Source organism: Kordiimonas sediminis, assembly GCF_014656395.1.
GTDB lineage: Bacteria > Pseudomonadota > Alphaproteobacteria > Sphingomonadales > Kordiimonadaceae > Kordiimonas_A > Kordiimonas_A sediminis.
Genome location: NZ_BNCI01000002.1, coordinates 542,925 through 569,184 on the forward strand (window position 1 = coordinate 542,925; position 26,260 = coordinate 569,184).

A 26,260-nucleotide genomic window follows, 5' to 3' on the forward strand; every position below is an offset into this window, starting at 1 on the left:
GCGGTTGAGATTTGGCCTGTATATCTCTATGGGTGGGGCAATTGAACGTCTGATATCTGCATGGAATGGTCGTCCTGAACCTTGATGAGTGTATCCGCAATTTTGGGTAAAGTGCGCATGCCGTGTTTGGTCAGCCGTTCATAATGGTCGATGAAACGGATTAAGTCTTCTGGTGACATACGTTTCTGATGTGCGTCGGACGTTGTTAATTTTTGCTCCTGCCAGGAGCGCCAGCGAAAAACATGGTCGAAGGATGGTATTTGTAGGTATATCAGATGGTCAATTCTGGCAAAAAAGTCAGCATATGGACCCGCAAGTTGCGCATTTACATACTGGCGCCAGACACAGTCCGGGTCTTCTTGAGCTTCCAATGTATTAATAGGGCTAAGCAGAGTCCTGTTTTCCTCTGCTGGCAGTCCCACGCACCAGCCTTCTAGTATGATAAGGTGGGGTGGTGCTGTCATCTTTTGCCAGTGATCTATTGGCGCGCGGTCGTCTGCGGCTTTGTCAAAACGCGGCAGAAGAACAGGGGTTTCTTCTGAGGCTTCAGGTAACGCATCCAAAATACTGTTGCCAAGTTCTATATCGTGTGTGCCAGGGACACCGCGTGTTTTGAAAAGTGGATGCACTGTCTTTGCAAGTTTAAGGCGTTCTGATTTCGTAAAATATAAATCATCAATTGAAAGTACTACGGCTGATAAACCCTCTCCGCCCAAGTGTCTGGCCAGACCGCCAGCCAATGTGGACTTGCCGCTACCTTGTGGGCCCGAGATTGCTATGATGGACAATACACGGTTTTTCAAAGGAACATTTAGCCGCGAAGAAAGTGCCTCGAACAATGCAGGCTCGTAGATATGTTGTGTATCAATACTTATGGGAACCTCTGAAGTTACTGAGTATGAATATACTACCCAAAACGAATCGCTTTCGGTATTATAGCTATCCTTGGAGGGGAAGCCGAAAGATTTATTATCCAGAAATACCACTTGATGACATTTTTTTGGTTTCAGAAAATTTAGTTTATTCAGTCTGTTAACATTACATCTTAATAGCGGGTTAATAGATGTGGAAAATTGAACGGCAATCCTTATGCGTCTTTTAACCATTTTGTTTTTATTATTTTGCCAACAAGCGTGGGCAGAAACCACGCCGAAAGATAGGCAATCTTTGGAGAACAGGCAAATGGCACTCGAGATTACAGTTTCAAACTCTGCGGAGTTAATGGCGGCCCTTGGTAAAGCTACTGGCGGAGAGACAATCATCCTGGAAGCAGGTGATTATGGTAAGATAGATATTTGGCAATATAATTTTACCTCTCCTGTTAATATTGTGTCTAATGAACTCCATGGAGCGAAATTTGATGCTATTAAAATAACAGATTCCAGTAACATCTCTTTTGATGGAATCGAGGTCGAATATATTCGCGCTCAAGATGGGGTAGACTGGGAGAAAGCCGTCAATATAGCTCGGTCAACACATATTGAGATATCAAATGCGGACATTCATGGAAGCATGGACGGTAACTATGATAATGATGTCTTTCTGATCTCTATTCGTGATAGTGCACATTTCACCCTAACGAATTCTGATCTGCATGATGGAGTAAGAGCATTTCTTGCAGATAATAGCGATTACATTAAACTTGTTGGTAATGAAGTCTATGACATCCGATCTGACGGATTTGATTTTGCTGAAGTGAAAGAGGTTTTGATCGCTGATAATTACATGCATGACTTTCACCCTAATCTTGAAAAGGGGGACCATGCAGATGGAATACAGTTCTGGACAGCAGGTACAGAGAGCGATAGTGAAAATGTTGTAATTTCCAACAATACCTTTCTTCAGGGTAATGGTGGAGGTTTCCAATCAATTTTCATTCATTCAACTATCGAAGATTTGCAATTCGTAAATTTCGATATTTTCGGTAATGTAATCTATAATGACTCCATACATGGCATTACTGTAACTAATGCAAGAGACATTAATATCGAAAATAACACAGTAATAGCTTCTCCTAATGCAGAGTTGCCACCATCTATTTTAATCGATAACCCTAAAGGTGTTATTACTGTCAGTAATAATGTTTCAAATGCTATATCCACGAAAGATTCAGACCTTGTCGTTGTTTCAAACAATGTGGTTGCACAGAGCGTAAACGAAAATCTTGATACGCATTATTCTAATCTGTTTTTGAATCCCTATGCTGGTGGGAATCTGGTTTTGGATGATCTTGCGCCGAAACCTGGTAGTATCCTTGATGGCGGAATAGGAGCATTGACTTTTGACCCAACTCCAGACGAGACAACAGCTCGTGTGGACATGGATACATTTCTAGGGACAGCTGACTCACTTTTGGTGACATTGGATGCCTCCATGTCAGCAAATTCGTCAGGATTACTTGGTGCTGATGCAAGGTATAGATGGGATTTTGGTGATGGTACTTTTGGCGAGGGTCTTCAGGTTAGCCATGTTTATGAAAATGGCGGCTCCTATGAAGTTAAACTGAATATAGAATTGGCGGGAGAGACCATATCAAAAATAATCCCAGTTTTGGTGTCTGATCCTCATTTACTTAGTATTGGTGATATTCAGACAGTTTCTAACGATAGCTTGATGATTGCTAGAACAGATTCTTCTGTAACTCAAGAAGCTGTACAATTTGATGGGACTTCGCATGTAAACCTTGGACGGCCTGACAAGTTATTTAATCTTGATGAGTTTACCTTATCAGTAGACTTCAAGCCTGAAGACGCTGACGGTAGTGGTGGGGCTTTGTTCTACAGTCATGTCCGTCTCTCTGCGGTAATAGAGGACGGGAAAATTAAAGTAAATTTCTACCCAGATGATGGTGATACCGTGTATTTGACACTCGGAGATGCGAATTTATATGACGGTAATTACCACAATCTTTCTGTCTCTTACAACAATACTACTGGTGTCTTGTCTGTATCTGTAGATGGGCAAGAGACAAAAGTTGTGAATGATGTATTTGGTGGTATGGGGCCTGTTGGATCTTGGGATGTTGTCGTCGGAGGAACTCCATGGGGAAGTAACTTTACAGGATCAATTAAAGCCTTTGATATGTGGTCAGCGGATGCTCCAATCGTCCAAGCTGACACTGGCACAGATACAGTTGCGGGTGGTGACACAGGTGACACAATTACTGGCGACACCGGTACGGATACGATTGCAGGCGGTGACACAGGTGACACAATCACTGGCGACACTGGCACAGATACGGTTGCGGGTGGTGACACAGGTGACACAATCACTGGTGACACGGTGACTGGTGATACCGGTACAGATATTGTTGATGGTGTAGACTCTATGGCTGCAACAGATGGTGGTGATGACCTGGTGATCGGTGAAGGCTCTAGCGAGGATCTTCTGGACTTCTCTAATGTTGAATTCACTCTTGAAACTCTCTCAGATCAGTCATTCGTCGGTGGTGCAAGCCGTGATGGAGATGCGCTTGTATTTAATGGTGATGGGTATGTTGAGCTGTCGGGGCAAAACCTCCAGACATTTGAATCACTAAGTGTGTCAATGGACTTGCAAACTACCTTCCTTGAAGATGGCTCCCGTCCAATTTGGGCACACGGTAGGTTTGGTATGCAGGTGCGTGGTGATGATGTGGTCTTCCGCCTGTTTACAACGGATGGACGATTCAACTTAAGGGTCAAGGGACTGGAAGATCAGTTAACTGACGGAAACTGGCACCGCTTGGGTATGACGTATGATCAGGAAAGCGGTACTCTCAGTGCCTATCTTGATGGTGAACTCGTTCAGTCTATGAGTGGTGTTACTGGTGCTCTGGATGCGAAGAGAGACTGGCCTGTAACTATTGGCGGTACACAGTGGGGTCGAGAAATCGAAGGTACTGTTGAAAACGTTAATATCCTTAACACCGTTAATGATGGCATCATGCGCACAGATGCAGATGGTAGCCAGATGGGCAGTGTTGGCGAAGAGGGTATCGGCTTGGATAGCAACTATGACCCAGATGACTATTGGGATACAGCAGTGCCTAGCGACAATATGATTGTTCATTTGTAAGGCATCACAGAATTTAACACTGAAAAGGGAGCTTATCGCTCCCTTTTTTGATGCAGTGCTTCTGAAATGTTAACATACGCCCTTTGAATTCCACCAGCTGAAAGTTGAGTCTGTCACAAGTCGACAGAGTGATGAGAAAGAGCTGTTTCACGGAAGAACAAATAATCCGCATCATGAAGTCATTATTAGCTACTAATTTCCTTGCTATTTCAATGTTGAAGGATGTTACGTCAAAAAATGGTAACGCCCATCGGGAAGAGGGCTTTTATCGCCCATCTCAGAGATGTCCATGAGATAAGCGCACGGTGGGCGTGCAGGGTACTGGAGATTTAGATTCCAGAGCTGAAGGCCACGGGGGAATGCTACACCTGCTTACAAGGGGGAAGGGGAGTTAGACATGCTGATTGCCAAGCGCAGCAAGCACCTTATACGCATGTCAGAGACATCGGCACAGACATGACATCGAGTGCAATCCTAAGGTATAGGAGATAGACTGGCATTATATCGCTCTTGACAAGCGGATGCAGAGTGGTTTTGTGGAAAGTTTCATTGGTAGGTTGCGGGACGAATGCCTCAATGAGGCCCTGCTCAGCGACCTATCACATAGTAGGCGCGTGCTGTCTGCATCGCGAAATGATTATTAACACGTCCGGCCACACTCTGCTCTGAAAGATTAAAGTCCAATACAGGCAATTATGAACAAATACGAAAAAACCCTTATGGGGGCATGTCCTGACAAGGGTTGCAAATGGTCAAACAACCAATCAAAACTGCAATAAAGGACTTAATGGATAGCTGCTAGAGCTTTGGGACTCGGGTTAATTCTAGACAGTTAAAGATAATTTTGTCGTGTCTTTATGTCAGTTTAGATAACTGCAGGTAAGAGCTGCGTTGCTAGTTTCTCTTTGAAGTTGATGATGATGTATTTTTTTCAATAGGTCTGTATCTGGTCGCTTGCGAATTGAAAATTGTCGTTACACTGCACAAAATTGCTAAAAAAATGTATATTAATGAGTGGTTTGCATCTTGAGAGAGAACTAATTTTCCTACAATAAAGGCGATAAAGCTACTCGCCAACGCATTTGTATATGGGAAACCTTCATGAGCTACTTTAGTGAACAGATATAATTGCATTGAGTTTCTGATAGCTAAGAAAAATAGCACAGCAAATATGCCTCCTCCTAATAATCCACTATCAAGGAAAACGGAAAGCCAGTAGGAGTCAATTTGAACGTTACCCTGAAAGTCTCTATAGTTCAATACTGTGGCTGCTGTGGAAAAGCCGTGCCCAAAAAGTGGCCGTTCAAAGATTATAGGAAATCCTTTTTCCCACATTTTAAATCTAGCATTAGTACTTGCAGCAGTGTCGCCACCACCAAGGATTATATTATGTAATTTATTACTAGCTAATATGACCGAAACAAGTGCAATGACAAAAGCGGGGTATATACTAGCGATAGCTGGTCCAATAAGGTTTTTTTTGTCATGTATCCACAGTCTGACTGCCCAAAAAAACAGGTAACTGACTGTTCCGACAATGCTGATGATCAATCCAAGGCGGCTGCCTGTGTAAAATACCGCCAAGCCGCCGAGAATGTAGAAAATCGCTCCAAGTATTCTAATCGCGACATTAAATTTTTCCATCATCAAGGCAACGGTGATAGGCAATATTACGCCAATTAATTCCCCAAATTCCAGGGGAGTAATCGAGGGGCCTTTTATCCTATAGTTTCCTCCCTTATATGTTGGAGTTAAAATCTTTTGTGTCACTTCATCAGTTCCAAAAGCCCAGCCTGGCATAAATTCCAAGTATATAATATTTCCTGTTTTTAACTCAACAGGAGCCAATATGCCCCAAACAGGAAGCGATAAAACCATCAAAATTAATAATAGTTTTAGTTGTTTGAATTTAGTGAAAGTCGCTATGATGAAAAGAAAAGGAAAAATGGTATACGTTGTGTACTTTATTAAGTCCCATACTATTGATAGTATTTTAGGGCTGAAAAAAATCCCGGTGAATTGAACAGCTAATAGAGCCAGAATACATTGACATAATCTACGATTGTTCTGATAAACATTGAAGATATTAGCTTTAATTTTTCTAGAGGTAGACAGGCCTATCAGGAATACCCCAATCGTCAAATAAAGTACAATTCTTGGGGCTCCAATCCACGCGTTGCCAGGTATGGGTAAAACTGAGAGGTATGGAGGGAAAAACAAAAAAACTACTACAAAAGTTGATGTGCCGAAGATTATAAACCCCTCTAAACTTTTTTCTTTTGCTGGCAAAGCCCATATACAAAACAAGATAATAATTACAGCTATAGGGATTAAAAGTCTAAGAGAAGAGGTCGCAAAAGCAGCAATCACAAATCCACAAAATAGAGAAAGTGCTGCTACAAACAACAGCGTCGCCATATTTAGAAGAAATCGGCTCCTCAAGAGTGGCAGCTCCGAATAATTTGGGAGGTACTTTTTCGTAAATAACATATTGATCGGAGCCTGTTTAAAGTTAATATGTATTTAATACATTTTTCAGTAGAATAAGACAATGGAAGTTTATGATACTTTCTATCATCATCGTTAATTGGAATACTATTGATTTATTGCAAGAATGCTTGGAGTCAATATTTCAAAATCAACCTAAAGTATCCTTTGAAGTCATGGTGATAGATAACGCATCTACAGATGGTAGTTGTGAAATGGTAAGAAAAAAATTTCCGTCTACAATTTTGATTGAAAACACAGAGAATAAAGGGTTCGCAGCAGCCAATAACCAAGGTTTCGATATTGCTAAGGGGGAATATGTTCTTCTCTTGAATTCAGACACCGTTGTCCACGGAAATGTTCTTGAAGAATGTGTTAGCGTGATGAAAAGTGATCCTGAAATGGGCGTTTTGGGGTGTAGGGTGTTAAATTCTGATGGTTCAATTCAAGCGAGTACATCTACATTTCCTGGCTTAGGAAGTTTGCTGCTACTTTTGCTTGGTATTAATAGAAATAGACTAGCTAGACTATTATCTAAATTCAGTTTAGGTGAAAGCCTGAAACACTCACAACGTTTCGTTCAAGTAATATCTGGCTGTTTCATGATGGTCAGAGCAACCGCTCTGCGATCTGTTGGTCCCTTAGATGAAGATTTTTTCTTTTTTGGAGAAGAAACTGATTGGTGTATGCGTTTTCGAGGAAGAGGATGGCAGCTTGTTTACTCTCCTGTAGGGACTATAACGCATTATGGTGGGGGGAGTAGCAAACCACTAAACTTTAAAAGAGACCTATTATTATCTGAAGCCACTGTTCGTCTTAATATAAAACATAAATCTCTAGTCACGGGTTACGTGGCTTACGCCTTGTTGTTTCTGTTTAACGTTAGTCGATTACTGTTGTGGAAAATACTTGCTCTCTTGACGAGAAAGGCGAAAAGCAGGGACCGTGCAAAGTATTTTGAGGGTATTGTTTTCAATTTTAAAGACGCTTGGCCTGACACTCGAAAGAAAAACCATTCATGACATTAAAAGTTATTTTAATCGCAGCAAATCTTGACCCTGAAGATGTTGGAGAAGCTCTTCTCGCTTTTCATTGGGCCTCTCAGATTGAGAAATGGGCTGACGTAACCCTTTTAACTCAGCATCGTCGTGGTCAAAGTGATCTTCAGAAGTTTTTGCCAAATACTAAAGTGATTTCATGGCCTGCATGGCAATTACCAGCAAAATATGAGCGTCTCGATGCGGGGTTGAAACCAGGATACGTGAAGTTTTGGTTAAAAGTACGCCGCTGGTTGAAGGAAGCTGTTAAACTAGGTGAAGAAATTGATATAATACATCAACTTACTCCATTCGGATTGCGCTATCCTCCAGCCTCAATAAAGACAAACATACCATATATTTGCGGACCTAAGGGAGGAAGTTTACCTACACCAAAAGGTTTTGCTGCTGAATGTGGCTCGGATTCATTTGCTTCAAAATTCAGAGTTTTAGATAATTTATTATTTAATATTAGTCCTATTCACAGAATGACCTTTCAAAACTTAGATGTTTTGCTGGGTATAGATAGTGGTGTTAAAGACCGGTTGGGAACGATAAAATTACGAAATTTTGAAGTTATGTTAGAGCATGGGGTTGAGGAAGCAGATATAGTTGCCAGAAAAGTTGAACACTCTAAAGAGTTAACTCTTATACATGTTGGTCGTGGGGTTAGAACCAAAGGCTTAAGAGATTTAGTCAGGGCCATGTCATTATTAAAGGATAGGCCCTGGATCAAGTTGATCTCAATAGGTTTTGGCCCAGAAGTCGACATATGTCAAAGTTTGGCTAAGTCATTAAGTGTAGAACAGAATATTGCTTTCCTTGGTCGTGTGGCTCATAAAGTTGTATTAGATACATATTCTTATGCTGATGTATTTACCTTTCCTAGTTTTAGGGAACCAAGTGGGGGTGTACTTTTTGAAGCTTTGTCTAAAGGCTTGCCTGTGATCACTTGTAATCTTGGTGGCCCAGGGGAAATAGTCAATGATGATTGTGGGATACGTCTAAATGCAGAAAACCCTGACCAACTTGCTGAAGATCTTGCAGTTGCGATAATTTCGTTGGATGAAGACAGGGATAGGCTCATGGGATTATCTACAGGTGCAATACAAAGAATGAATGACATCGGCCTTTGGTCTAAAAAAATGGCTTGGTTGAAAAACCTATATGAAGATCGCCACGACAAAGCTAGTCGAACAATTTATAGTTGATATTCAGGTATCTTTTAGATATTTGACGGCAGTCAAGATTATTATTTTTTTCATAATAAACGCTGATGAAATTTTATGAAAGAAGAAGTCCTTAGTAATTAAACAGCCTGATCATCAGCACCTTTAAGCCTGCGGAAGCCAGCACACCGGTGCCAGAGCTTTGCAAGGAACATGGCATGAGCAGCGCCAGACTTTAAAAGTGGCGAAAAGTATGGCGGCATGGATGCCTACATGATGTCTCAGCTGAAGGGACTGGAGACTGAGAATGAGCGTCTGAAAAAGATGAACGTTGACGTCCAGCTCCAGAATGATGTCATCAAGAAAGCCATGGCAAAAAGTGGTGAAGCCGTCCTGTCGATGTGAGATGGCAAAGACTGCTATCTGCAAGGGGCGGCTGAGTATTAGGGTAGCCTATAGTGTTTTTATAATTAGCGAGACCTATTTCCGCAATGAACCGAATCTTTCTGAGCAGAATACCGAGATAGCCGACTGTCTGATCGTCATCACTCTCAAGCAGCGCAAATGGGGCTTCCAGATGTGCTTCCTTTATCTGCGCGACGGCAAGGGTTCAGGTCGAACCACAAGGGTGTCTATCGGATATAAAGGGAGCGTGACCTCAATCCGTGGATCAAACCGAGAAAGTTCCTTTACAGGGATAAGCCGACGCCTCTGGCGGAACTTGAACAGGTCAACGAGATCTGGTCATTGGATTTCATGCTTTAACAGCTCAATGATGGTTGCAGATTTCGGTTTTTTAACGTGATTGATGACTATAGCCGCGAGGCTCTGTGCACTGAGGTCGATTTCTCGTTGCCAGCTGACCGTGTCATCAGGGCGCTTGACTAAAATTATTGAATGGCGCGACTAGCCTATGGTTATTCGCTGTGATGTTGGTCCTGAATATGTCGGCCATCAACTGGAAACATGGCTAGACAAGTACGGCATTGGTCTGCAGTTCATCCAGCCAGGGAAGCCACAGCGAAATGCCTATGTGGAGTTGTTCAGCAGGCCGGTCAGATACTATTGGCTGAACCAGTATATTTTTGAAAGGATTGAGGAGGCTCAAGAAGCCGGGATTAATTGGATGTGGATAGAGGTGGGTCTCAATGGTTGGACAGGTTGGTTGCATTGAACCTGCGGGTTTTTATTAAACTGCCAGCCTCTTATTCAGGATTAACCCCGGATATGAGGAGCAGACCTGATGTGGCGTTCGTCAGGGCCCGAATGGGGTGCCGGTGATTGTATTAGTCGAACCAGTTCCTGATTTGCTTGGGGACTCACTGTCGCTCGTAAAGACATTCATATTTGAGATTACGCCACAGGCGTTTGATAAAGATGTTGTCCACCGAGTAGCCCAAGCCATCCATTGAGATACACACGCCAGCAGTCTTCAGATCATTAGCCATCCCGTCAAGCGTCTGGCGCTTCCACGTTATGACCTGACTGGGGTGAATGTTATATTTGCCCGCGAGTTAGGAGAGTGTCAGCTCTTCATGCAGCGCTTTGGTCGCAACCTTGGCTTTTAACTCGGCGGAGAAATTGCGTATCTTCGACATAAATTGGTTCCTGTCTTCTCAAAACAGGCTCCACCTTTTCACACTGTCCTAAATTCGAAGACTAGCTCTGATCTTAAACAATGAGCGGCCCAATATGGCTCTCGGCGGCATCACGCCAAAACAGAAACTGCCCATGGCTGCTTGAAGCTTCTACTTTTGAAGCCCCCTGAATATGGTTGCATTACCAAGTGTTTAGTAATCTACCAGTAATTTATGTGAATTTATTTTTTCATGTTTTTGGGACATCTTACTAAAAACATGAGCAAAGTGATTGAGACCTAATTAGTAAGCTTCTTTTTGCCAAAGAACGACTAAGATAGTACGTGCAATAATGCTTATATCCATGCCCAGTGACCAGTGATCAATGTAGTAGAGGTCATGCTGCAAGCGCTGTTCAAGCTTTTCAATTGTATCCGTTTCACCACGCCATCCACGGACCTGAGCCCACCCTGTAATGCCAGGTTTAACATTATGGCGTGATGCATACCGTCTAACTGCTTTTTCAAAGGGAATACCCGCAGCCTTTGTTGATGGCGCATGAGGTCGAGGGCCAACAATAGACATATCACCGAATATTACATTGAATAACTGAGGTAGTTCATCAATGCTTGTTTTTCGAATAAAGGCTCCGACCTTGGTGATGCGGGAGTCATTTTTTTCAGCTTGTTTGACATTATCTGTTTCACAATTGTGGACCTTCATTGATCGGAACTTCCAGATATAAAATGTTTTATTATTATATCCTTCACGTGCCTGCTTAAAGAGAATGGGTCCTTTGCTATCTACCTTAATTGCAATTGCAGTTATCAGCAGAATGGGCATGGCTAGAATTAGGAAGAATGATCCCAATACGATGTCTTCCAAGCGCTTTGTTAGTGAATTCCATCCACTTATCGGGCGGTCAAATATATCTAAAACGGGAAGGCCACCTAAAGATGTAAAAGAATGATTTACGTAATCATACATTGCTAAGTCAGGAGCAAGGCGGATCTTGACCGGCGTTTCCGAAATCAGTTCAATGATTGAACGTAATCTTTCATTTGCATGCCATGGAAGTGCTATAAGTACTTGGTCTATTTTTTCTTTACGGATGAGCTCAATCAATTTTTCAGTACCCACAATTACTGGTACTCCATTGATTTCCTCAGGGGCTCGGTCCGCTCTGTCATCAAAGAAGGCTAGTATATCAATGGTAAGCCATTTAGTTTGTTTGATGAATTGCTGAAGTCTTTGGCCTTGTGAATCAGCACCAATTATCACTGCCTTAGAATTAAATTTGCCCTTATGTCTTAATGATAAAGCTATAAATGAAACTGCAATGCGACAAGTAATCAATAATAAAGTAGTTATTACAAACCAGCTCATGCCCCATGCGCGAGAGAATTCACCAGTTGTTTTAAAGGCATACCCCACTAATAATAGTAAAATAATTGCTAAAACCCATCCTGTGACAGCACTTCGAATGGAACGCCAAACATTAAAAAATATAGTGGTGTCATAACCGCCGCTTGTGAAAATTGATAAACTGGCAAGAATTGCACCGATCACAACGATATTTGTATATTGGACTACCGTATCCTGCGCTATGCGTTCACCATAAAAAATAATGGTAACAATACCACAAATAAATATTGATAAAAGATCGCCTGCCCGAAGCATATATTCAATTGTTGCTGGTGATATCGCCTTCTGAGGCTCTTGCTCATTCAGTGTTTTGAATGCAAGGTTAGACGCCTCTTTTCGAGAGCGTACTTTTTCACCATGTTCCGATTGCGTTTTCATTAATCAATTTATACTTTTAATTAGTTTTGATACTGGATTGCAAAATTTCATTTTTATTAATTCCAGATTGCAATATGAGTCTGAAAAATCAATAGTTAATATTATTAAGCATAGAACAGTAACAAACTAAACGAAAACTTACGTTAGATATGTCAATACCTCCACTTGTCAGTATTATCATTCCACACTTAAATCAGCAGGATGCGCTGCGATTGTGCCTTGAATCTATAAAGCATCAGTCTGTTGGTTGTGGCAATTTAGAGGTTATTGTAGTCGACAACGGCAGCGATAATATACCAATGTTCGCTGTGCAGGAGTATGACTTCACCAGTTTACTTCAAGAAAAAGTACCAGGCCCTGGTCCTGCCAGAAACACAGGAATTAAGGCTGCCAAAGGTGAATATCTTTTTTTCATAGATGCAGACTGCCTTGCTCACGAAGATTGGGTGAGAAATGGATTAGCGGCTTTTGATAAGTACCCTGATACCAAAATATTTGGAGGGGATGTTCAGATCGCAAGAGAGAATACATCTGAATTTACCCCTCTGGAGGCATATGAAAGTGTATTCGCTTATCAACAAGAGAAGTATATTAAGGATTTAGGGTTTTCTGGAAGTGGAAATCTTGCGACAATTCCGTCTGTATTTGATGATGTGGGGTTCTTTCCTGGAATTGAAGTAGCAGAAGATCGGGCTTGGGGACGTAGATCACTCCAAAAGGGTTATATAACAAGGTATTTAGCGGACTTTATCATTTATCACCCTGCTAGAAAATCTAGTATGGAGTTATGCGATAAATGGGAACGTCATGTTAGACATGACTATGAAGAAATATCAGGGACTTTTATGGCTTCGTTTAAATGGATATTACGTTCCTTATTAGTGTTTCTATCAATCTTTATACATGGATTAAAAATCATTCGATCAAATCGAATCAGAGGTTTCTTCGTTAAGGTCAATGCATTTAAGGTTTTGACTAAAATTCGGCTATTTCGCGTTCAGGTTATGTTGCGTCTGATGTATGATGTTGAATATCGAATTTCTGGGGTGCGCTGGAATAGGAATTGATAGTCGCAACGATTTTAAATTATGGAATTATTATCTTATAAGGTGTTTTGATTGTAAGGATTAGCGAAGGTTTAGGGGGTATTAAAGTGAACACGGTTTTTGATTTTATAACGGTAGCAATCTTTATTGCGATTGTTGGTATGTTCTTTCAGTTCAGTAAAAAAGAAGATCAAAATATTACTGCATATATCGTTCCGGCGATAGGGTGTGCATTGGGTAATTATTTTGGGAACGAAGGATTTGTCATACCTGCTTGGGTGATTATCTTTGCTACTGTCTATTATGTTTTTTTTCATATCCTGCGAAAAGAGGGTGTGCCTGATAATATTGATGGCGATTAGTCTTGGGGGCGATACCTTTAGGGTCTATCATTAACATGTTGTTTTCTTATATTTTAGTTGGTGTTACTGTCTTAGCAATCGTTGTCTTTTTCTGGTTTTTGTTTCCATTTTTGGAAAGAAAACGAGAAGAAAAATCGCTTGCTGATTATTGCAAGGAACACTGCTATCTCGTTTTGACTTTTGACGATGGACCTTGTGAGCTTGTCACATCACCGCTTTTAGATTTGTTGAGTCGTAGAAACGTGAAAGCTAGTTTTTTTGCTCTCGGTAATAAAATCACAAGAAGTAAAGGTCTGGTAAGACGCCTTATAACCGAGGGGCATGACTTAGGGAGCCATTCTCAAAACCATTTAAATGCATGGAAAGCGTTTCCTGGGCCTGTCTTGAAAGACATCAGGACAGGTATAATGTCAGTTAAGTCAATAGGTGGAAATGAAAGCTTATTTCGGCCACCTTATGGGAAAATGACGCTGTTAACTTATCTACTGGCAAAAAAAAATGGATTAGAGACTTGTTGGTGGACTAATGATCCAAAGGACTCTTTAGTTAATCCAAAGGGCCATTCCGACGTACTGACGCAGATACAAATAGATAGAGGAGGTATCCTTTTGCTCCATGACAATGATGAGTATCCTAATACGGATCATACTCAATATGTATTGGAACTTGTAAAATCAGTGATTGATCTTGCGGAGCAAGAGAACTTGCAAATCCTAACGTACTCTGAGCTTTTATCACATTACAAATTAAGACTTCAGAAATTAACGAATTAATTCAATAGGGTATATAACCGTGACTTTAGAAAATAGCAGAGAAGTTAACAATCCGTTGGCACAGGAACTTTTGAAAAAAATTGAGTCAAAAAATGCTGTGATTGGTATTATGGGGCTAGGTTATGTAGGGTTGCCCCTTGCTATTGCTTTTTGCAAGTCGGGGATGAACGTTATTGGATTTGACATTGATGACAGCAAAATTGCAAGCATCGAAGCTGGTAAGTCCTACATTAAGACGATTCCCTCCGAACCTATTAATAGTGCGGTGAAAGCAGGTTTGCTGACGGCTACCTCATCGGCTGACTTTGTTGAACGAGTAGATGCAATAATAATGTGCGTTCCCACACCTTTGAATAAGTATCGGGAACCTGACTTATCCTATGTGGAAAAAACTGCCGAAATTATAACTCCTTATCTAAGAAAAGGGCAGGTGGTGTCCCTTGAATCGACGACTTATCCTGGAACTACTGATGAGATAGTTCGGCAAATTGTTGAGAAGTCAGGCTTAAAAACAGGGGAAGACATTTTCCTGATTTATTCACCAGAAAGAGAAGACCCGGGTAATTTACATTTTTCTACATCAACAACGCCAAAGGTTGTTGGGGGTGAAAATGATTCCGCACTAGCTGTCGGTATAGCTCTATATTCAAAAGTTGTGCGGCAAGTAGTACCCGTCAGTTCTCCTGCTACAGCCGAAGCAGTGAAGTTAACAGAGAACATCTTTAGGGCCGTAAATATTGCACTTGTGAACGAACTGAAAGTTCTTTTTGAAAAAATGGGCATTGATATTTGGGAAGTGGTTGATGCAGCTAAGACTAAGCCATTTGGCTATATGCCATTTTATCCTGGGCCGGGACTTGGCGGGCACTGTATTCCAATTGATCCATTCTATTTGACATGGAAAGCCCGTGAATTTGGTATAACGACGCGGTTCATTGAGCTGGCCGGTCAAATCAATAATGCAATGCCGGATTATGTCATTTCTCGCTTGAAAGATGGTATTGATGCTAGGTTAAAGCGTAGCTTGAATGGCTCTAAGATCCTTCTTGTGGGGATTGCGTATAAGAAAGACGTAGACGATATCAGGGAAAGCCCATCATTCCCAATATATGAACGTTTGGAAGCAGCAGGGGCAAATGTTGATTATTATGATCCTTTCGTTCCTGAGATTCCTATGACGCGTGAACATGCTGGTTTGGCAGGAATTAAGTCTGTAACTTGGGAGGATATTCCGTCTAAGACTTATGATGCTGCGCTCATTTGTACTGACCACAGTACTATTGATTATGCATACTTGGCAGACAATAGTGCTTTAATCGTCGACACAAGGAATGCGACCAAAGACCTTACGCAGCAGAGAGATAAAATCATAAAAGCTTAAGTGTGGATAGGACTAGTAGTTATGGGATCAACTAAAAAAGTTCTAGCAGTTTCATCAAGTGGTGGGCACTGGGTGCAGCTTATGCGCCTTAGACCCGCATGGGATGATTGTGAGGTTGCGTATCTAACTACTGAGCCCGATTACCGAAGTCAGGTAGAAAAATATGCAAAGGATAAGTCTCTACCATTACCAAGGTTTTATATTACTGTCGTAGCCACAAGGTGGCAAAAGTTTCGACTACTTCGCCAATTGCTCGAGACAGCTATGGTAGTACTGAAAGAGCGTCCGGATGTTATTGTTTCTACAGGGGCAGCGCCAGGTTTTTTTGCTATAAAAATTGGGAAATTGTTCGGTTCCAAAACAGTTTGGGTAGACAGCATTGCTAATGTTGATGTGATGTCTCTTTCTGGCCAGAAGGCGGCGTCTAGTGCTGACGTTTGGCTTACTCAATGGCCAGAGCTCTCTAACCGCAAAAATCAGCTTTCTGTCGACCAGGATCAGCCCTCATCAAAATTACTACGCAAGCCGGATTATTGGGGAAGCGTTATATGATATTTCTCACAGTTGGAAGTGAATTGCCGTTTAGCAGGCTCACAACTGCGGTTGATGGATGGGCTGCATTACATAAAGATCAAAGGGTTTTTGGTCAGATCGGCAAATGCGACAATGGTGATAAGTTACCGACAACCATTGAGTATTCTCAACTATTAGCCCCTGAAGTATATTCAAAGAACTTAGAAGATTGTTCCGTTATGGTCGCACATGCAGGTATGGGGTCCATTATTTCGGCTCTCACCATCGGCAAGCCGATTGTGATAATGCCCAGACGGGAAATGTTCCATGAAACAAGAAATGACCATCAGGTAGGAACTGCTCAGAAATTTGCCAGTCGTCCTTCTGTATTTGTCGCAAACGACGAAACCGAAATCTCGTCCGCTATGGATGCCGCACTGATTTTTTCTAAAGAGAAATCTCAAATAACTGAGCCAGTTTCAGAGTTTGCAGATGAAGAATTCCTAAAAAAATTAAGGTCATTTATTAAAGGTACATAAAAGAGCCTGATAGTACTCATCTTGTTATCTTGTGAGTGCCTAGCTCGGCGGTCTCTTATAATCAATCACCAAGATATTGTTTAAGCCTTAAGTAAAATCCAGTGAGAGGGTCTGAGAGTCTATATGTAGACTTGCCATCTTTCTCAAGTTTGGTAAGTAGGCCGACTTCTGGTTTGGTGAAAGCTGACAGCTTACTGCCTAGAGCTAGCTTGGTAACCTTTGCCTTTATGATCTTTTCATATTCTTCAACGGCATCATCAAGGGTGAAATCACCTTCCTGATTAATTGGTACAGAGGACATGCCATATAAAAAACCTTTAGCTTGTGGGGTATGAAATTCCATTAAGACTTTTCTATGTCTTGGGTCCAGTAAGGGGCCAATATCCATACATGCCTGCTCAACTGCAATGTGTAAGTCATGCATCGATACATCCCAACGCTGCTCAACAAGTGCATGTTGACCTGCATGTAAGCATAAGAGTCTGGCAAAGTGTGGCACTTTTCTGGAGAGATCAGATATGCACTCTCTAACAATAGGGGAGTAACGCAAGCCAGTCCCCGCCTCACCGATATTAATGAGTTCATCAAATTCACCGGTAGAAAGAAGACGCATCGGAATACCAGCGATATTTCGCTGAATAGATTCATGAATTCCCAAGAGATCGTTAAGAGTATCAGCCACACCTACAATGATCAGTGTTGCACGAATAGAATTATCTGAGAAACTTTTGATAGTCTCTGCAATTTGATATTTTAAACGTTCAAGATTTGCCCTGTCAAATTCGTCTAACACAAATAGAATTCTGGTAGACGAGAGATTGACTAAAACGTCCGTCAATTCTTTAGACGTGAAGTCATCATCAGGTAAAAGGGTGTCAAAGCCTAGGTTTGCATTGTCAGCTCCGTGCGCTGCCAGGTAGCTTCTGTCATGTAGAAGGGGAATAGATTTTAAGAACGTTCGAAAAAGGCCACTGAATGTTGTTGCTTGTGTACATGCTGATCGGCACACAATATAGCCGGCTTCCTTTGCTATAGATGTTAAAGTGTTTGTGAAGCTAGTTTTCCCCCAGCCTCTTTTGCCGTACACAACCAAATGCATTCTTTCATCTTCAATCGCACTGATTGCGCGTTCTAGCTCTTTTGTTCTGCCGGCAAAATAGGCTTTGTTTTGAACTGGTGCACTGGGAGCCATGACTTCTCTGAGAGCAATGCGCGCACGTTCTAGAGCGTCATCAGTAACGGCTTCTTTGTTTGGTCTATCAGAGGCTAGAGTTCTAAACCGTATTGAGTCAATAGTCCGGGTTGTCGTTTTGCTAGTTTCTTGTTCTTTTTCTGAATTTTGTGGAACTGTCTCTGCTTTTTGAGGCGCTGAGGTATTGTCGCTAATGGTTTTCTGATGTGACAGATCAGTTCCGTCATGTGATAAAACAGGACGAGCTAATGACGTTTGCTCTGTTACCGACGTTGAAGCACCTTGTGGAATGGTCGTAGACTGATTGACTGTGCTGGTAGTGCGTCGTTTTCGACGATTAAAGAATCCCACGTGACTTAACCCCTATCGTTAAACATACTGTATATAAATAATACATAGCTTATGATTATTAAATTATGATTTAACCTTTTTCGCTTTAACTAAATATTGTTTTGCTAATAGGTTAGAAAAAACATTAAAACTTAATTTGTTTAGTAATGACCTTTTTCGTCCGGATATCTTGGGTTCGAGTATTTCAATATGAAAATTTGCGTTTTCTATCATTTCTCGCAATGAGTCTTGAGTGAAAAACCGTAGGTGAGTCCGGTCAAGTATTCCTGCATCTGTATACTCCCACTTTCCTTTAAGCAATAAATCAAATATTATACCAATGTATCTAATGTTCGGTAGACTGAGTACGATGGTACCATTGTCATCCAGTTTTTGATGAAGAATGTTTAGAGTTTCCCATGGATCCATTAGGTGTTCCAATACATCAAGGCACAATATTGTATCGAACGATCCAAGAGTATCTGGTAACGTCTGTGTGTTTAGGTCAAGTGCGTAAGCTTCATTAAGAGTACTACCTGCTTTCTTTAACGCAGTTTCAGAGATATCAATGCCAACAATATGCTGAGGTGAATACTTTGCGCGTATCACATTAAGAGTTCCGCCTGCGCCACATCCTATCTCAAGAATTTTTTCTATTTTGTTTGGCAGAAGTCCGAAAATATCATCTCTAACATGTTCATAGTAGGTGTCGTGTAGCATTTTTATACCTATCTTAAATTGATCATTATCACGGTCTTTGGGCAAGGTATCTCAATTTGTTGTTACTTTTGAAACAAAACCTCTGGCCAAATAAAGTATATATGTAGCTTTTTTGCTACGATATAGCTGGTAAGCAAGCACCGGAACAGCATAGTTGACACAGCTATTATTGCTGCGCCAATGGCACCGTACTTTGGGACTATAAATATAGATAAAACAACCACTAATATTAATGTAATCACTGAAATTAATAGTTCGATTTTTTCATGTCCAGTCATAACCATTATTTTTCCTCCAATGCCAATAGTACCAGCTATTGCTTGGTAAATGCACAAAGTGATTAATATTGGCTTTGCTTGGGTGAAACTATCTCCAAAAAAACTCAGAATTGGCTCCGAAAACAGACTGATAAGGATGAGAAGGCTAATAGATGCTGCTGCATATATCAGAACTATTCGGTTAAGAACTATTGTAAGAAGTTTTATTTCAGCTTGTGCGTATAGTGACGCTACCTTCGGTGATAAGATAGAATCTGCAGCAACTGTGACAAAGGCAATAAGCATTGAAACTTGCCATGAAACCCTGAATATACCTACCTCGCTTAAGTCTGAATAATTTGATAGAAAGAATAAATACATCCATTCGGTAATAAGCAAAGTGAAAATTGCAACCATAGAAGGTAAGCCTGTTCGCATTAATTTTCTAATGAACATGGTTACAGCTCTGGGGGAGGGGGCTTGTTTTATGTGAGGTGCAATAAGGCTAAGCGCGGATATAGCCGCTATGGTAGCACCAACGCTATAGGCAATGACGCTTATTTGTTCTTCGGTACCTTCTGCAAACTTAAAGATTACTAAGCCTGCAAACACGGTGATGCATAAGCCATCGATAAATTGTGCCCAAAGCACTTTAGATGTTCCCCTCAATATGGCGCAGAATATTTTGACAAGTACTATTACTGGTACAATGTAAGAGAATTGTTGAAGTAAATTCGTTGTTAACTGATCTGCGTTCATCAAATGCGAAAGGGTACTGGCAGAAAAATATAAGGCGAATGCGCCGATTATAGAGCCTGGTATGATATAGACTAAAGCAGATAAAATAATATTGGAGACGAGCTTTTCGGAGGACTTGTGGGAATATATAGCAGTATATTTCATGAGCGATAAGTCAAAGCCCAGCAATATAATGGTTGTTAACAGGGTTGCTGTGGAAAAACTGAGTGCGTAGGCACCAAGTCCGTTTGCACCATAGTTTTGGGATATCATTGAGGTAAAAAAGAAGCCTGTAACCGCACCTGAAGCACGGATTATTAATGTAAGGAAGGCTTTCTGTAAAATTTCAAAGACAAGAGAGTGAGAAATAAATGACCTCTTCAGCCAATCAAGCATAATACTTACCACTCTCTAGTCTTTACGGTTTAGTCTAGTAATTAATTGTTAGTTTCTGGCTCTTCTGTCAGTGTAAAAGTCTCGTCAGGTAATATATTTTGCTGATCAGTGAGGTCTGAGAATTCACCGAGGTACTCTATCTTCGCTTCAGTGATTGTCTGCGCTCTCAGGTTCGCAAGAAATTCTTTGTTGTTACCCTGAGCAAGTATTTTAGACGCTATATCGATTGCTTCGGTTCCTGTTAGGGGGGCAGGTCTTCCCTCTCTATAGCGGACAATGGTCTCCGTATTGCCTTGGACGACAAAAAACACAGTTCTGTCTCTGACAAGTGTAGGCAGTTGATCTCTCATTGCTTTCGGTAGTCTTTCTGAATATGCTGTAAAAGGCTTTCTCAATGCCTGGATGTTTAAGTCTTGCAACTCTTTTTCTATTTCATCCATGTTAGCTAAACTCTCAAAGTCATCCTTTTGTTGTTCAGTCAACTGTCCTGCATCTATCACTATAGATTCAAAAATATAATACATACGCTCAGCAAAAATATCTGCGTTATCAAATACGAATTGTTCTGCCTCAGCTCTGGTGACAGGCTGTACTTCATTTCTTTTTGATGAAATAAAGGAACTAGCTAGGAGAGCGGATTTGGCTCTTCGTAACTCAATTATGGTGTTTGGCTGACGGTCAATCCCGGCCTCAATAGCCTTTTGCTCATATACCTTCCGCAATACAAGCGCTTGTAGTGCATTTGCTTTTACTTGGTCAATATCGGCATTTTCTGGTAGGCGAATACGAGAAAGCTCAGCATTGAGCTCATGAATTGTAACTTCTTCTCCGTTAACAACGGCAATCACCTGTCCAGAAGAAGCGCTTTGATCATTTGTTTCATCAGAGCCGCCATCTGGAGTAGTGTTACCGCATGATGAAAGTAATGCTGCGACCATAAATACTATGGGAAACTTGATTGCATTGCGTAGTGGTTTCATTGATCGTAGGTCCTTCAAATTATGTGTATATCGCTTTGAGGCTTATTATTTGGTGCCAATAAACAATTTTATATAGGGATCAGGGACGGCACCAATCATCTCATTTAAAAAAGACTGGTGCAAGGCAAAAGCCTCCTCTGGATTATTGGAAATACTTGAAACTCTAACCAGTATTCCATCCGGTATGTAACCGGTTAATCCGTATGTAATTTTGGTCCACTGTCTATCCAGCTTGCCTGCTGTTATTGTGTCACCAATTCTTGACCAATAGGTAACAGGCTCATATCTAGATCGGAAGTTGGCATACATTTGATTAGTTGGAATAATACGGTCAGTGACGCTAGGTAAACTTAACGCGCTTTCTCTTAAAAATTGAATACTAAAGCCATTAGCGGAGTAGCAAACGTCAGGTTGGTGCAATTGTAAGCGATCACTTTGTCTCTGACCGTAGGCTAAAACGAGCATTATCAGGTCGCCCTTATGGTTTCTATATCCACGATAAATAGTTTGGTCATAGATTAAATCGGATAGTGTACTTTGCTCTAATGGTTGAACAAAGCCTGTGTTATTATCCACACTCCAATCACCAAATGTTTCAGGTACAATTTCTTCTAAAGAAAACTCTTCGTTGAAATAGGCTGCGTATTTATGCGGGGTAAGAAATTCTGCTGTTACTTTCCCGATCAGCAAAGATGCAGCTAAAATTAGAACTTTACTTTTCATGACTTTTCTTCTTCTTTAGCCATACGCCACCTCTGACCAGTATTTGATCTATCATTAGAAAAACCATAAGCGCTGATAGGAACATAACCAGCCCGGAAAAGTCGTGAAGAAATCCTTGCCCGGCTTCATCTCCAAAATAATAAGTTATTAAAACTAGAAATAATACCCTTAAAAAGTTAGCTGCAATCGCAGCTGGTATTATTAAGGACACCAGAAGTAATGTGTGGATTAAGCGTTCAGGTTTCACTAAGTAAATGTAAAAAACACCTACAGCGGAAAGGCTGAAGAGAGAGTTCAGGCCGACGCACGCATCTTTTACTAGTAGTTGGTATTGGTCAATATAAAGAGTAACTCCATTTTGAGCAATCGGATAGCCATAAGAGTAAAGCAGATTTGTTACGGTCTCGGACAAAAATAACTTCATTGGCTGAGTGAAGCCGTCTAGAACCCAACCAGGTAAGGGGACTGAAAATAGTAAAAATAAAATGGGAAAACTAAAAATCAGGACAGCTTTATAGCCTCCCAATATTAATGTTAATCCAATAAGTACAGGGATTTGTGAGCCAGCATCGAATAAAATTAATTCTTGAGAATGTCCAACCGTAAAAAAAAGCAAGCCTACCAATAAAAATAGCCCACCTAAGTAATTGGAGGAGTTAGAAGTACTTAGGTTAGAAGCCAAGACATCAGTCCATTTATAGTATCCTACTGCAATTGCGAGCATTACGATGAATGGGCCATGACCATCTTGATCTGTTGACCAGGGCCCCTCAAATAACTCTTGGTAAGTCTCAAAGTACATGAAACAATAAGCCAAGAATAAAAGGATCGCGTAATGGTACTTTTGAACGAATGCGCGCAAGTTAATAGATTGATCAGAGATGGCTTCTGTCTTGTTCATTTCAGGGCCCTAAAATTTGTTCAATACGGAGCCAACAACCTCACTGCCGCTCTGAGTGAGCTCACTAACAGCAGTCTCAGTGTCGCTAGCTAATGTATGGTGTTGTCTGACTACAAGAACAGCCGACCCAACTCTAGCTGAAACTGTACGTGCGTCCGCAAATCGATTCATAGGAGGGGTGTCAAATAGAACGACATCAAACTCTCTTAATAAATGTGAGAGTGTCCATATCAACTCATTCTTTGCGAGCAATTCTTGCGGATTAGGGGGAGTATTCCCTGCGACCAACAAGGCTAAGTTTGGAAAGACATCTCTAATAATGACGTCATCGTAATCTTTTGTTCCCCGTAAAATGCCTGACAGTCCAGAGTGTTGTGGTGAAATTCCAAACATGTTGGCAATTCTGGGAGTTCTCAGGTTTGCGTCTATCAAGCAGGTTTTAAGGTTTAATTGTGCCAGGGATAGTGCAAGATTAGCAGCGATGTAAGTACATCCACATTCTGTGGTTGGAGCAACTATAGTTAGAGCGCGCCTTCCTTTTTCAAGGCTATTAAGCATTAACTGGCTTCTAAGTGCACGGAAAGATTCTGCTTGAACACCTTGGGGTTGCAGAGCAACACACAACTCCTCAGAGTAGGAAGAATTGGATTTTTTCTCAATGATAGCATAGTCAAATTGTCTCGCTATCGCTGAGTCAATATCTTCACTGTCTAACAGGCCCATCTCAATTGCGGCTTGCCCGAAAGTGAGATTATTAATTTGTTGATAATCAATAATGTTATCAACATCAGTCGCTTTAATTTTTCCAGCCTTTAAAAGTATTTCACCAATCTTTTGGTCGGCAGCCAGAGGTTTTTTCGGCGTTTTTGTGGTGCTTTTCATAAATTATTCTGCTGCACTTTTACTTAGTTGATGCTCATTTGTAGAAGCTGTTGTGTTTTTGCTCTTTGCTGTTCGACGGAAAGAGAAAAAGTTTCTTTTTTTCGGTCCTTTAGCTATTGAAGCAAGTACTTTTAAGTCAGCATAGAGTATCAAATCTGCTTCTGACCTAACCCTTCTGTCAATCATCTCTAGCAAGAAAGAAATGGATACACCTAGCACCAGACAGGCAGCAAAAGCGATTGCTATCGACAGCCTCTTTTGAGGAAAGCTTGCTTCTGTAGGAGGAGTTGCTTCTTCAATTATAGAGACACCTGTCTGGGCTCTGTCACCTTCGAGGCGTAGTGTACCGGCTCTACGAAAAGCGTTGTCGTATTCTGCTTTTCTGATCTCTACCTCTCGTTCCATAGCTTCCAGTCTGTCTAACTGCGCCTTTTCTTGTAACATTCTATCTTTTTCAATATCGAGCTCATCTTCAAGTGAGGCCGATTTTGCTTCAGCAATTTGTACACGAGCTTTGAGAGATAGCCCAAATTTTTCAATTTCTTCAGCGAGTTGTTTGGTAACTTGGTCTCTACGCGCTACAACAGCTTTGTATTGGGGGTGGTTTTCTCCGACCCTTCCAGAAAGTGTTGCAATTGCCGCATCCACTTTGCCAAGTTCTTGTTGCAAACTGCTTATTTCAGGATTGGTCATAAATGATGGTAAAGAATCAGAAGAACCACCTGAGTCCAGAAAGGCTGCAAATTGCTGCACCATCGACCGTGCTTCTGAAGCCTCCGCTCTTGCTGCTGCTGCTCTGGATTCTATGTTAATGATGGATTGACTTTCGCTTTGGCTCTCCGTGGTCATTGACACAATGCCTACTTGTTTCTGATAGTCGTTCAGAGAGTTTTGCGCTTCTGTAAGGTTCTGTCTGAGTTTATTTAATTGTGCTGCAAACCACTGAGCATTTCTTTTCGCTGGGTCTACCCTTAACTCAAGATCAACTAATAAATAAGCCTCAGAAAATGCATTTGAAACTGTTGCGGCTAGGGTGGGCGAGGTAGCTGTGTAGCTTATTTCGATAATTTCGCTTCCGCCAACAACCCACACCCCTAGATTTTCCTGAAGTTGCTTTCCTATCCAGCCTTTAAGGTCAATTCCAGGATCATTAAGACTATTATATTCAGATAGGAAGTACGGTGATCTAGTAAGTTCCAGCCTATCAACCACTTTATTCGCAACTCTGGCTGATTTGACCAAGTTTACTTGAGTCTGAATATACGTTCTTGCAGTATTTTGTGCCATGCCAGTGACTGGGTCTTGGTCGCCAACTTCGAGTATAACAGAAGAAGTGGCGGTGTATTTTTCAGGAAGAATGGAAACGACTAATGCGCAAACACTCACGCCGATAAGAACGGTGATGATTGTTACCCATATTCTCGCCAATAAGATTTGGAAAACTTGATTAATGCTCATGGTCTGTTTCGTTTCAATTCAATTTTAAAGCTGTTAGAATATGCGCTGTGGTACTTGGAACACGTCTCCAGCTTTCACTAGTTCGGTTAACTCAATCTTCTCAAGGTCGCCAGTTTCGTTATTTCTTCGCCTAATACTTGAAGACTTCCCTAACTCGGTAACACCTCCGGCAATAGCTAGTGCCTGTTCAATTGTGATGTCTGTATCAATTTGAAAAACACCAGGTGACCTGACTTCACCATAGATATAAAATACTTCTGCCTTCGGGACATAAATGATATCCCCGGCACCGACGAATGGATTTTGGGTCTCTCCCGCAAGGCCAAGGATTTGATCTATATTTAAAATATATCTCTCATTCTCGCCTGTATCATCATTGTAGTCAGTAAATACTAGCTTAGAGGAGCCTGTGGATGTAGGGCCGCCTGCCATAGCCAGCACGTCTGATACTTTAGATGGGCGATCAAGTGTATATTGTCCTGGCGAGTTTACGAAGCCTAGGACGGCTATTTTTTTGCTGGCGAATTCAGTAACACGTATTGTCACAGCAGCATTCAGAACAACTCCCCCAACTTCATAAGCTGTTTGGATTATCTGTGCGGCGTCTTGTTCGCTCATGCCACCAACGAAAGCTTTTCCAACAACAGGAAGTAGAACACTATTATCAGCTTCCACACGTGCTTGGATACTAAGTTCAGGATGCTCAAAGACACGAATTTCTATCAAGTCACGCGGGCCAAGAAGGTAAACTTGATTGCTAGTAGGCATAGTATCTTGCAAGGGAGAAGCTGTGGAGCTTTTACTAACACCTATTGTGACACTCAGAGATATAACTACAAGAGCGATTGTCTGAGCCAGTAAAAAATAGGATCTTATATTCTGCATGATTGCCTCGTAATTCCATATGAATGGTATCATATTTTGACTTGGACGCGAATGA

21 protein-coding genes and 2 pseudogenes are annotated in these 26,260 nt (G+C 41.3%); 11 read left to right on the forward strand and 12 right to left on the reverse strand.

Translation table 11 applies throughout. The features are described from left to right. Positions 1 to 26: 26 nt before the first annotated feature. The gene (locus tag IE181_RS10110) at positions 27 to 839 is read right to left on the reverse strand and encodes a kinase (protein WP_191252569.1); all 813 of its coding nucleotides are present in this window, start codon (positions 837 to 839) and stop codon (positions 27 to 29) included. Positions 840 to 1,089: 250 nt separating this feature from the next. Between IE181_RS10110 and IE181_RS10115 the strand changes: the two genes are divergently transcribed. Both IE181_RS10115 and IE181_RS14775 read left to right on the forward strand, forming a co-directional pair. After that, a complete protein-coding gene (locus IE181_RS10115; protein WP_191252571.1) occupies positions 1,090 to 4,056 on the forward strand; it encodes a LamG-like jellyroll fold domain-containing protein in 2,967 nt (988 codons plus the stop codon). A 388-nt stretch (positions 4,057 to 4,444) separates the two neighbouring features. Further along, positions 4,445 to 4,697: pseudogene (locus IE181_RS14775) on the forward strand (integrase core domain-containing protein); the annotation flags it as partial. Positions 4,698 to 4,950: 253 nt separating this feature from the next. On the opposite strand, the gene IE181_RS10125 reads toward IE181_RS14775, so the two are convergent. Further along, positions 4,951 to 6,462 carry an O-antigen ligase family protein gene (locus IE181_RS10125; RefSeq protein WP_191252575.1) on the reverse strand — a complete coding sequence of 504 codons (1,512 nt, stop codon included), beginning with the start codon at positions 6,460 to 6,462 and terminating at the stop codon, positions 4,951 to 4,953. 155 nt (positions 6,463 to 6,617) lie between these two features. Between IE181_RS10125 and IE181_RS10130 the strand changes: the two genes are divergently transcribed. The 3 genes and pseudogenes from IE181_RS10130 to IE181_RS14780 all read left to right on the forward strand — a co-directional run bounded on the left by IE181_RS10130 (position 6,618) and on the right by IE181_RS14780 (position 9,923). Then, positions 6,618 to 7,565 (forward strand): glycosyltransferase family 2 protein, encoded by a 948-nt coding sequence (locus tag IE181_RS10130; RefSeq protein WP_191252577.1) that lies wholly within the window; start codon positions 6,618 to 6,620, stop codon positions 7,563 to 7,565. Then, positions 7,562 to 8,791 (forward strand): glycosyltransferase, encoded by a 1,230-nt coding sequence (locus IE181_RS10135; RefSeq protein WP_191252579.1) that lies wholly within the window; start codon positions 7,562 to 7,564, stop codon positions 8,789 to 8,791. Before IE181_RS10130 ends, IE181_RS10135 begins: the two co-directional genes overlap by 4 nt. A 107-nt stretch (positions 8,792 to 8,898) precedes the next feature. Further along, positions 8,899 to 9,923, forward strand: a pseudogene (locus IE181_RS14780) (IS3 family transposase). 706 nt (positions 9,924 to 10,629) lie between these two features. Here the strand turns inward: IE181_RS14780 and IE181_RS10145 are convergent. Beyond that, on the reverse strand, positions 10,630 to 12,129 hold the full coding sequence (locus IE181_RS10145; RefSeq protein WP_191252585.1) for an undecaprenyl-phosphate glucose phosphotransferase: 1,500 nt from the start codon (positions 12,127 to 12,129) through the stop codon (positions 10,630 to 10,632). A gap of 149 nt (positions 12,130 to 12,278) precedes the next feature. Here IE181_RS10145 and IE181_RS10150 point away from each other — a divergent pair, with 149 nt between their 5' ends. From IE181_RS10150 to IE181_RS10175, 6 genes are all read left to right on the forward strand, one after another. After that, positions 12,279 to 13,196 (forward strand): glycosyltransferase family 2 protein, encoded by a 918-nt coding sequence (locus IE181_RS10150; protein ID WP_191252587.1) that lies wholly within the window; start codon positions 12,279 to 12,281, stop codon positions 13,194 to 13,196. Between the two features lie 86 nt (positions 13,197 to 13,282). After that, entirely contained in the window at positions 13,283 to 13,537 is a 255-nt protein-coding gene (locus tag IE181_RS10155) for an XrtV sorting system accessory protein (RefSeq protein WP_191252590.1), read from the forward strand. Positions 13,538 to 13,572: 35 nt separating this feature from the next. After that, complete coding sequence (locus tag IE181_RS10160) at positions 13,573 to 14,310, forward strand: polysaccharide deacetylase family protein (RefSeq protein ID WP_191252592.1); 738 nt, start codon at positions 13,573 to 13,575, stop codon at positions 14,308 to 14,310. A 19-nt stretch (positions 14,311 to 14,329) separates the two neighbouring features. Beyond that, a complete protein-coding gene (locus IE181_RS10165) occupies positions 14,330 to 15,691 on the forward strand; it encodes a nucleotide sugar dehydrogenase (RefSeq protein WP_229819318.1) in 1,362 nt (453 codons plus the stop codon). 21 nt (positions 15,692 to 15,712) lie between these two features. Next, positions 15,713 to 16,243, forward strand: coding sequence for a glycosyltransferase family protein (locus tag IE181_RS10170; protein ID WP_191252593.1), 531 nt, complete (start codon positions 15,713 to 15,715; stop codon positions 16,241 to 16,243). Further along, entirely contained in the window at positions 16,240 to 16,743 is a 504-nt protein-coding gene (locus IE181_RS10175; protein WP_191252594.1) for a glycosyltransferase, read from the forward strand. The genes IE181_RS10170 and IE181_RS10175 overlap by 4 nt, the downstream gene beginning before the upstream one ends. 61 nt (positions 16,744 to 16,804) lie before the next feature. On the opposite strand, the gene IE181_RS10180 is transcribed toward IE181_RS10175, so the two are convergent. The 9 genes from IE181_RS10180 to IE181_RS10220 all read right to left on the reverse strand — a co-directional run bounded on the left by IE181_RS10180 (position 16,805) and on the right by IE181_RS10220 (position 26,205). Beyond that, positions 16,805 to 18,286: an AAA family ATPase gene (locus IE181_RS10180; RefSeq protein ID WP_191252595.1), complete on the reverse strand. Its 1,482-nt coding sequence runs from the start codon at positions 18,284 to 18,286 to the stop codon at positions 16,805 to 16,807. 63 nt (positions 18,287 to 18,349) lie between these two features. After that, entirely contained in the window at positions 18,350 to 19,030 is a 681-nt protein-coding gene (locus tag IE181_RS10185; RefSeq protein WP_191252596.1) for a class I SAM-dependent methyltransferase, read from the reverse strand. 17 nt (positions 19,031 to 19,047) lie between these two features. Next, positions 19,048 to 20,376, reverse strand: coding sequence for an oligosaccharide flippase family protein (locus IE181_RS10190; protein WP_191252597.1), 1,329 nt, complete (start codon positions 20,374 to 20,376; stop codon positions 19,048 to 19,050). A 41-nt stretch (positions 20,377 to 20,417) separates the two neighbouring features. Beyond that, the gene (locus IE181_RS10195) at positions 20,418 to 21,356 is read right to left on the reverse strand and encodes a SurA N-terminal domain-containing protein (protein WP_191252598.1); all 939 of its coding nucleotides are present in this window, start codon (positions 21,354 to 21,356) and stop codon (positions 20,418 to 20,420) included. 45 nt (positions 21,357 to 21,401) lie between these two features. Beyond that, positions 21,402 to 22,079, reverse strand: coding sequence for an exosortase-associated protein EpsI, V-type (epsI, locus tag IE181_RS10200; protein WP_191252600.1), 678 nt, complete (start codon positions 22,077 to 22,079; stop codon positions 21,402 to 21,404). Beyond that, a complete protein-coding gene (gene xrt / locus IE181_RS10205; protein WP_191252608.1) occupies positions 22,069 to 22,980 on the reverse strand; it encodes an exosortase in 912 nt (303 codons plus the stop codon). Before xrt ends, epsI begins: the two co-directional genes overlap by 11 nt. 9 nt (positions 22,981 to 22,989) lie before the next feature. After that, positions 22,990 to 23,862 (reverse strand): polysaccharide biosynthesis tyrosine autokinase, encoded by an 873-nt coding sequence (locus IE181_RS10210; protein WP_191252609.1) that lies wholly within the window; start codon positions 23,860 to 23,862, stop codon positions 22,990 to 22,992. 3 nt (positions 23,863 to 23,865) lie between these two features. Continuing rightward, entirely contained in the window at positions 23,866 to 25,320 is a 1,455-nt protein-coding gene (locus IE181_RS10215; protein WP_191252610.1) for a Wzz/FepE/Etk N-terminal domain-containing protein, read from the reverse strand. Between the two features lie 33 nt (positions 25,321 to 25,353). Further along, positions 25,354 to 26,205, reverse strand: coding sequence for an SLBB domain-containing protein (locus IE181_RS10220; protein WP_191252611.1), 852 nt, complete (start codon positions 26,203 to 26,205; stop codon positions 25,354 to 25,356). Between the last annotated feature and the right edge of the window lie 55 nt (positions 26,206 to 26,260).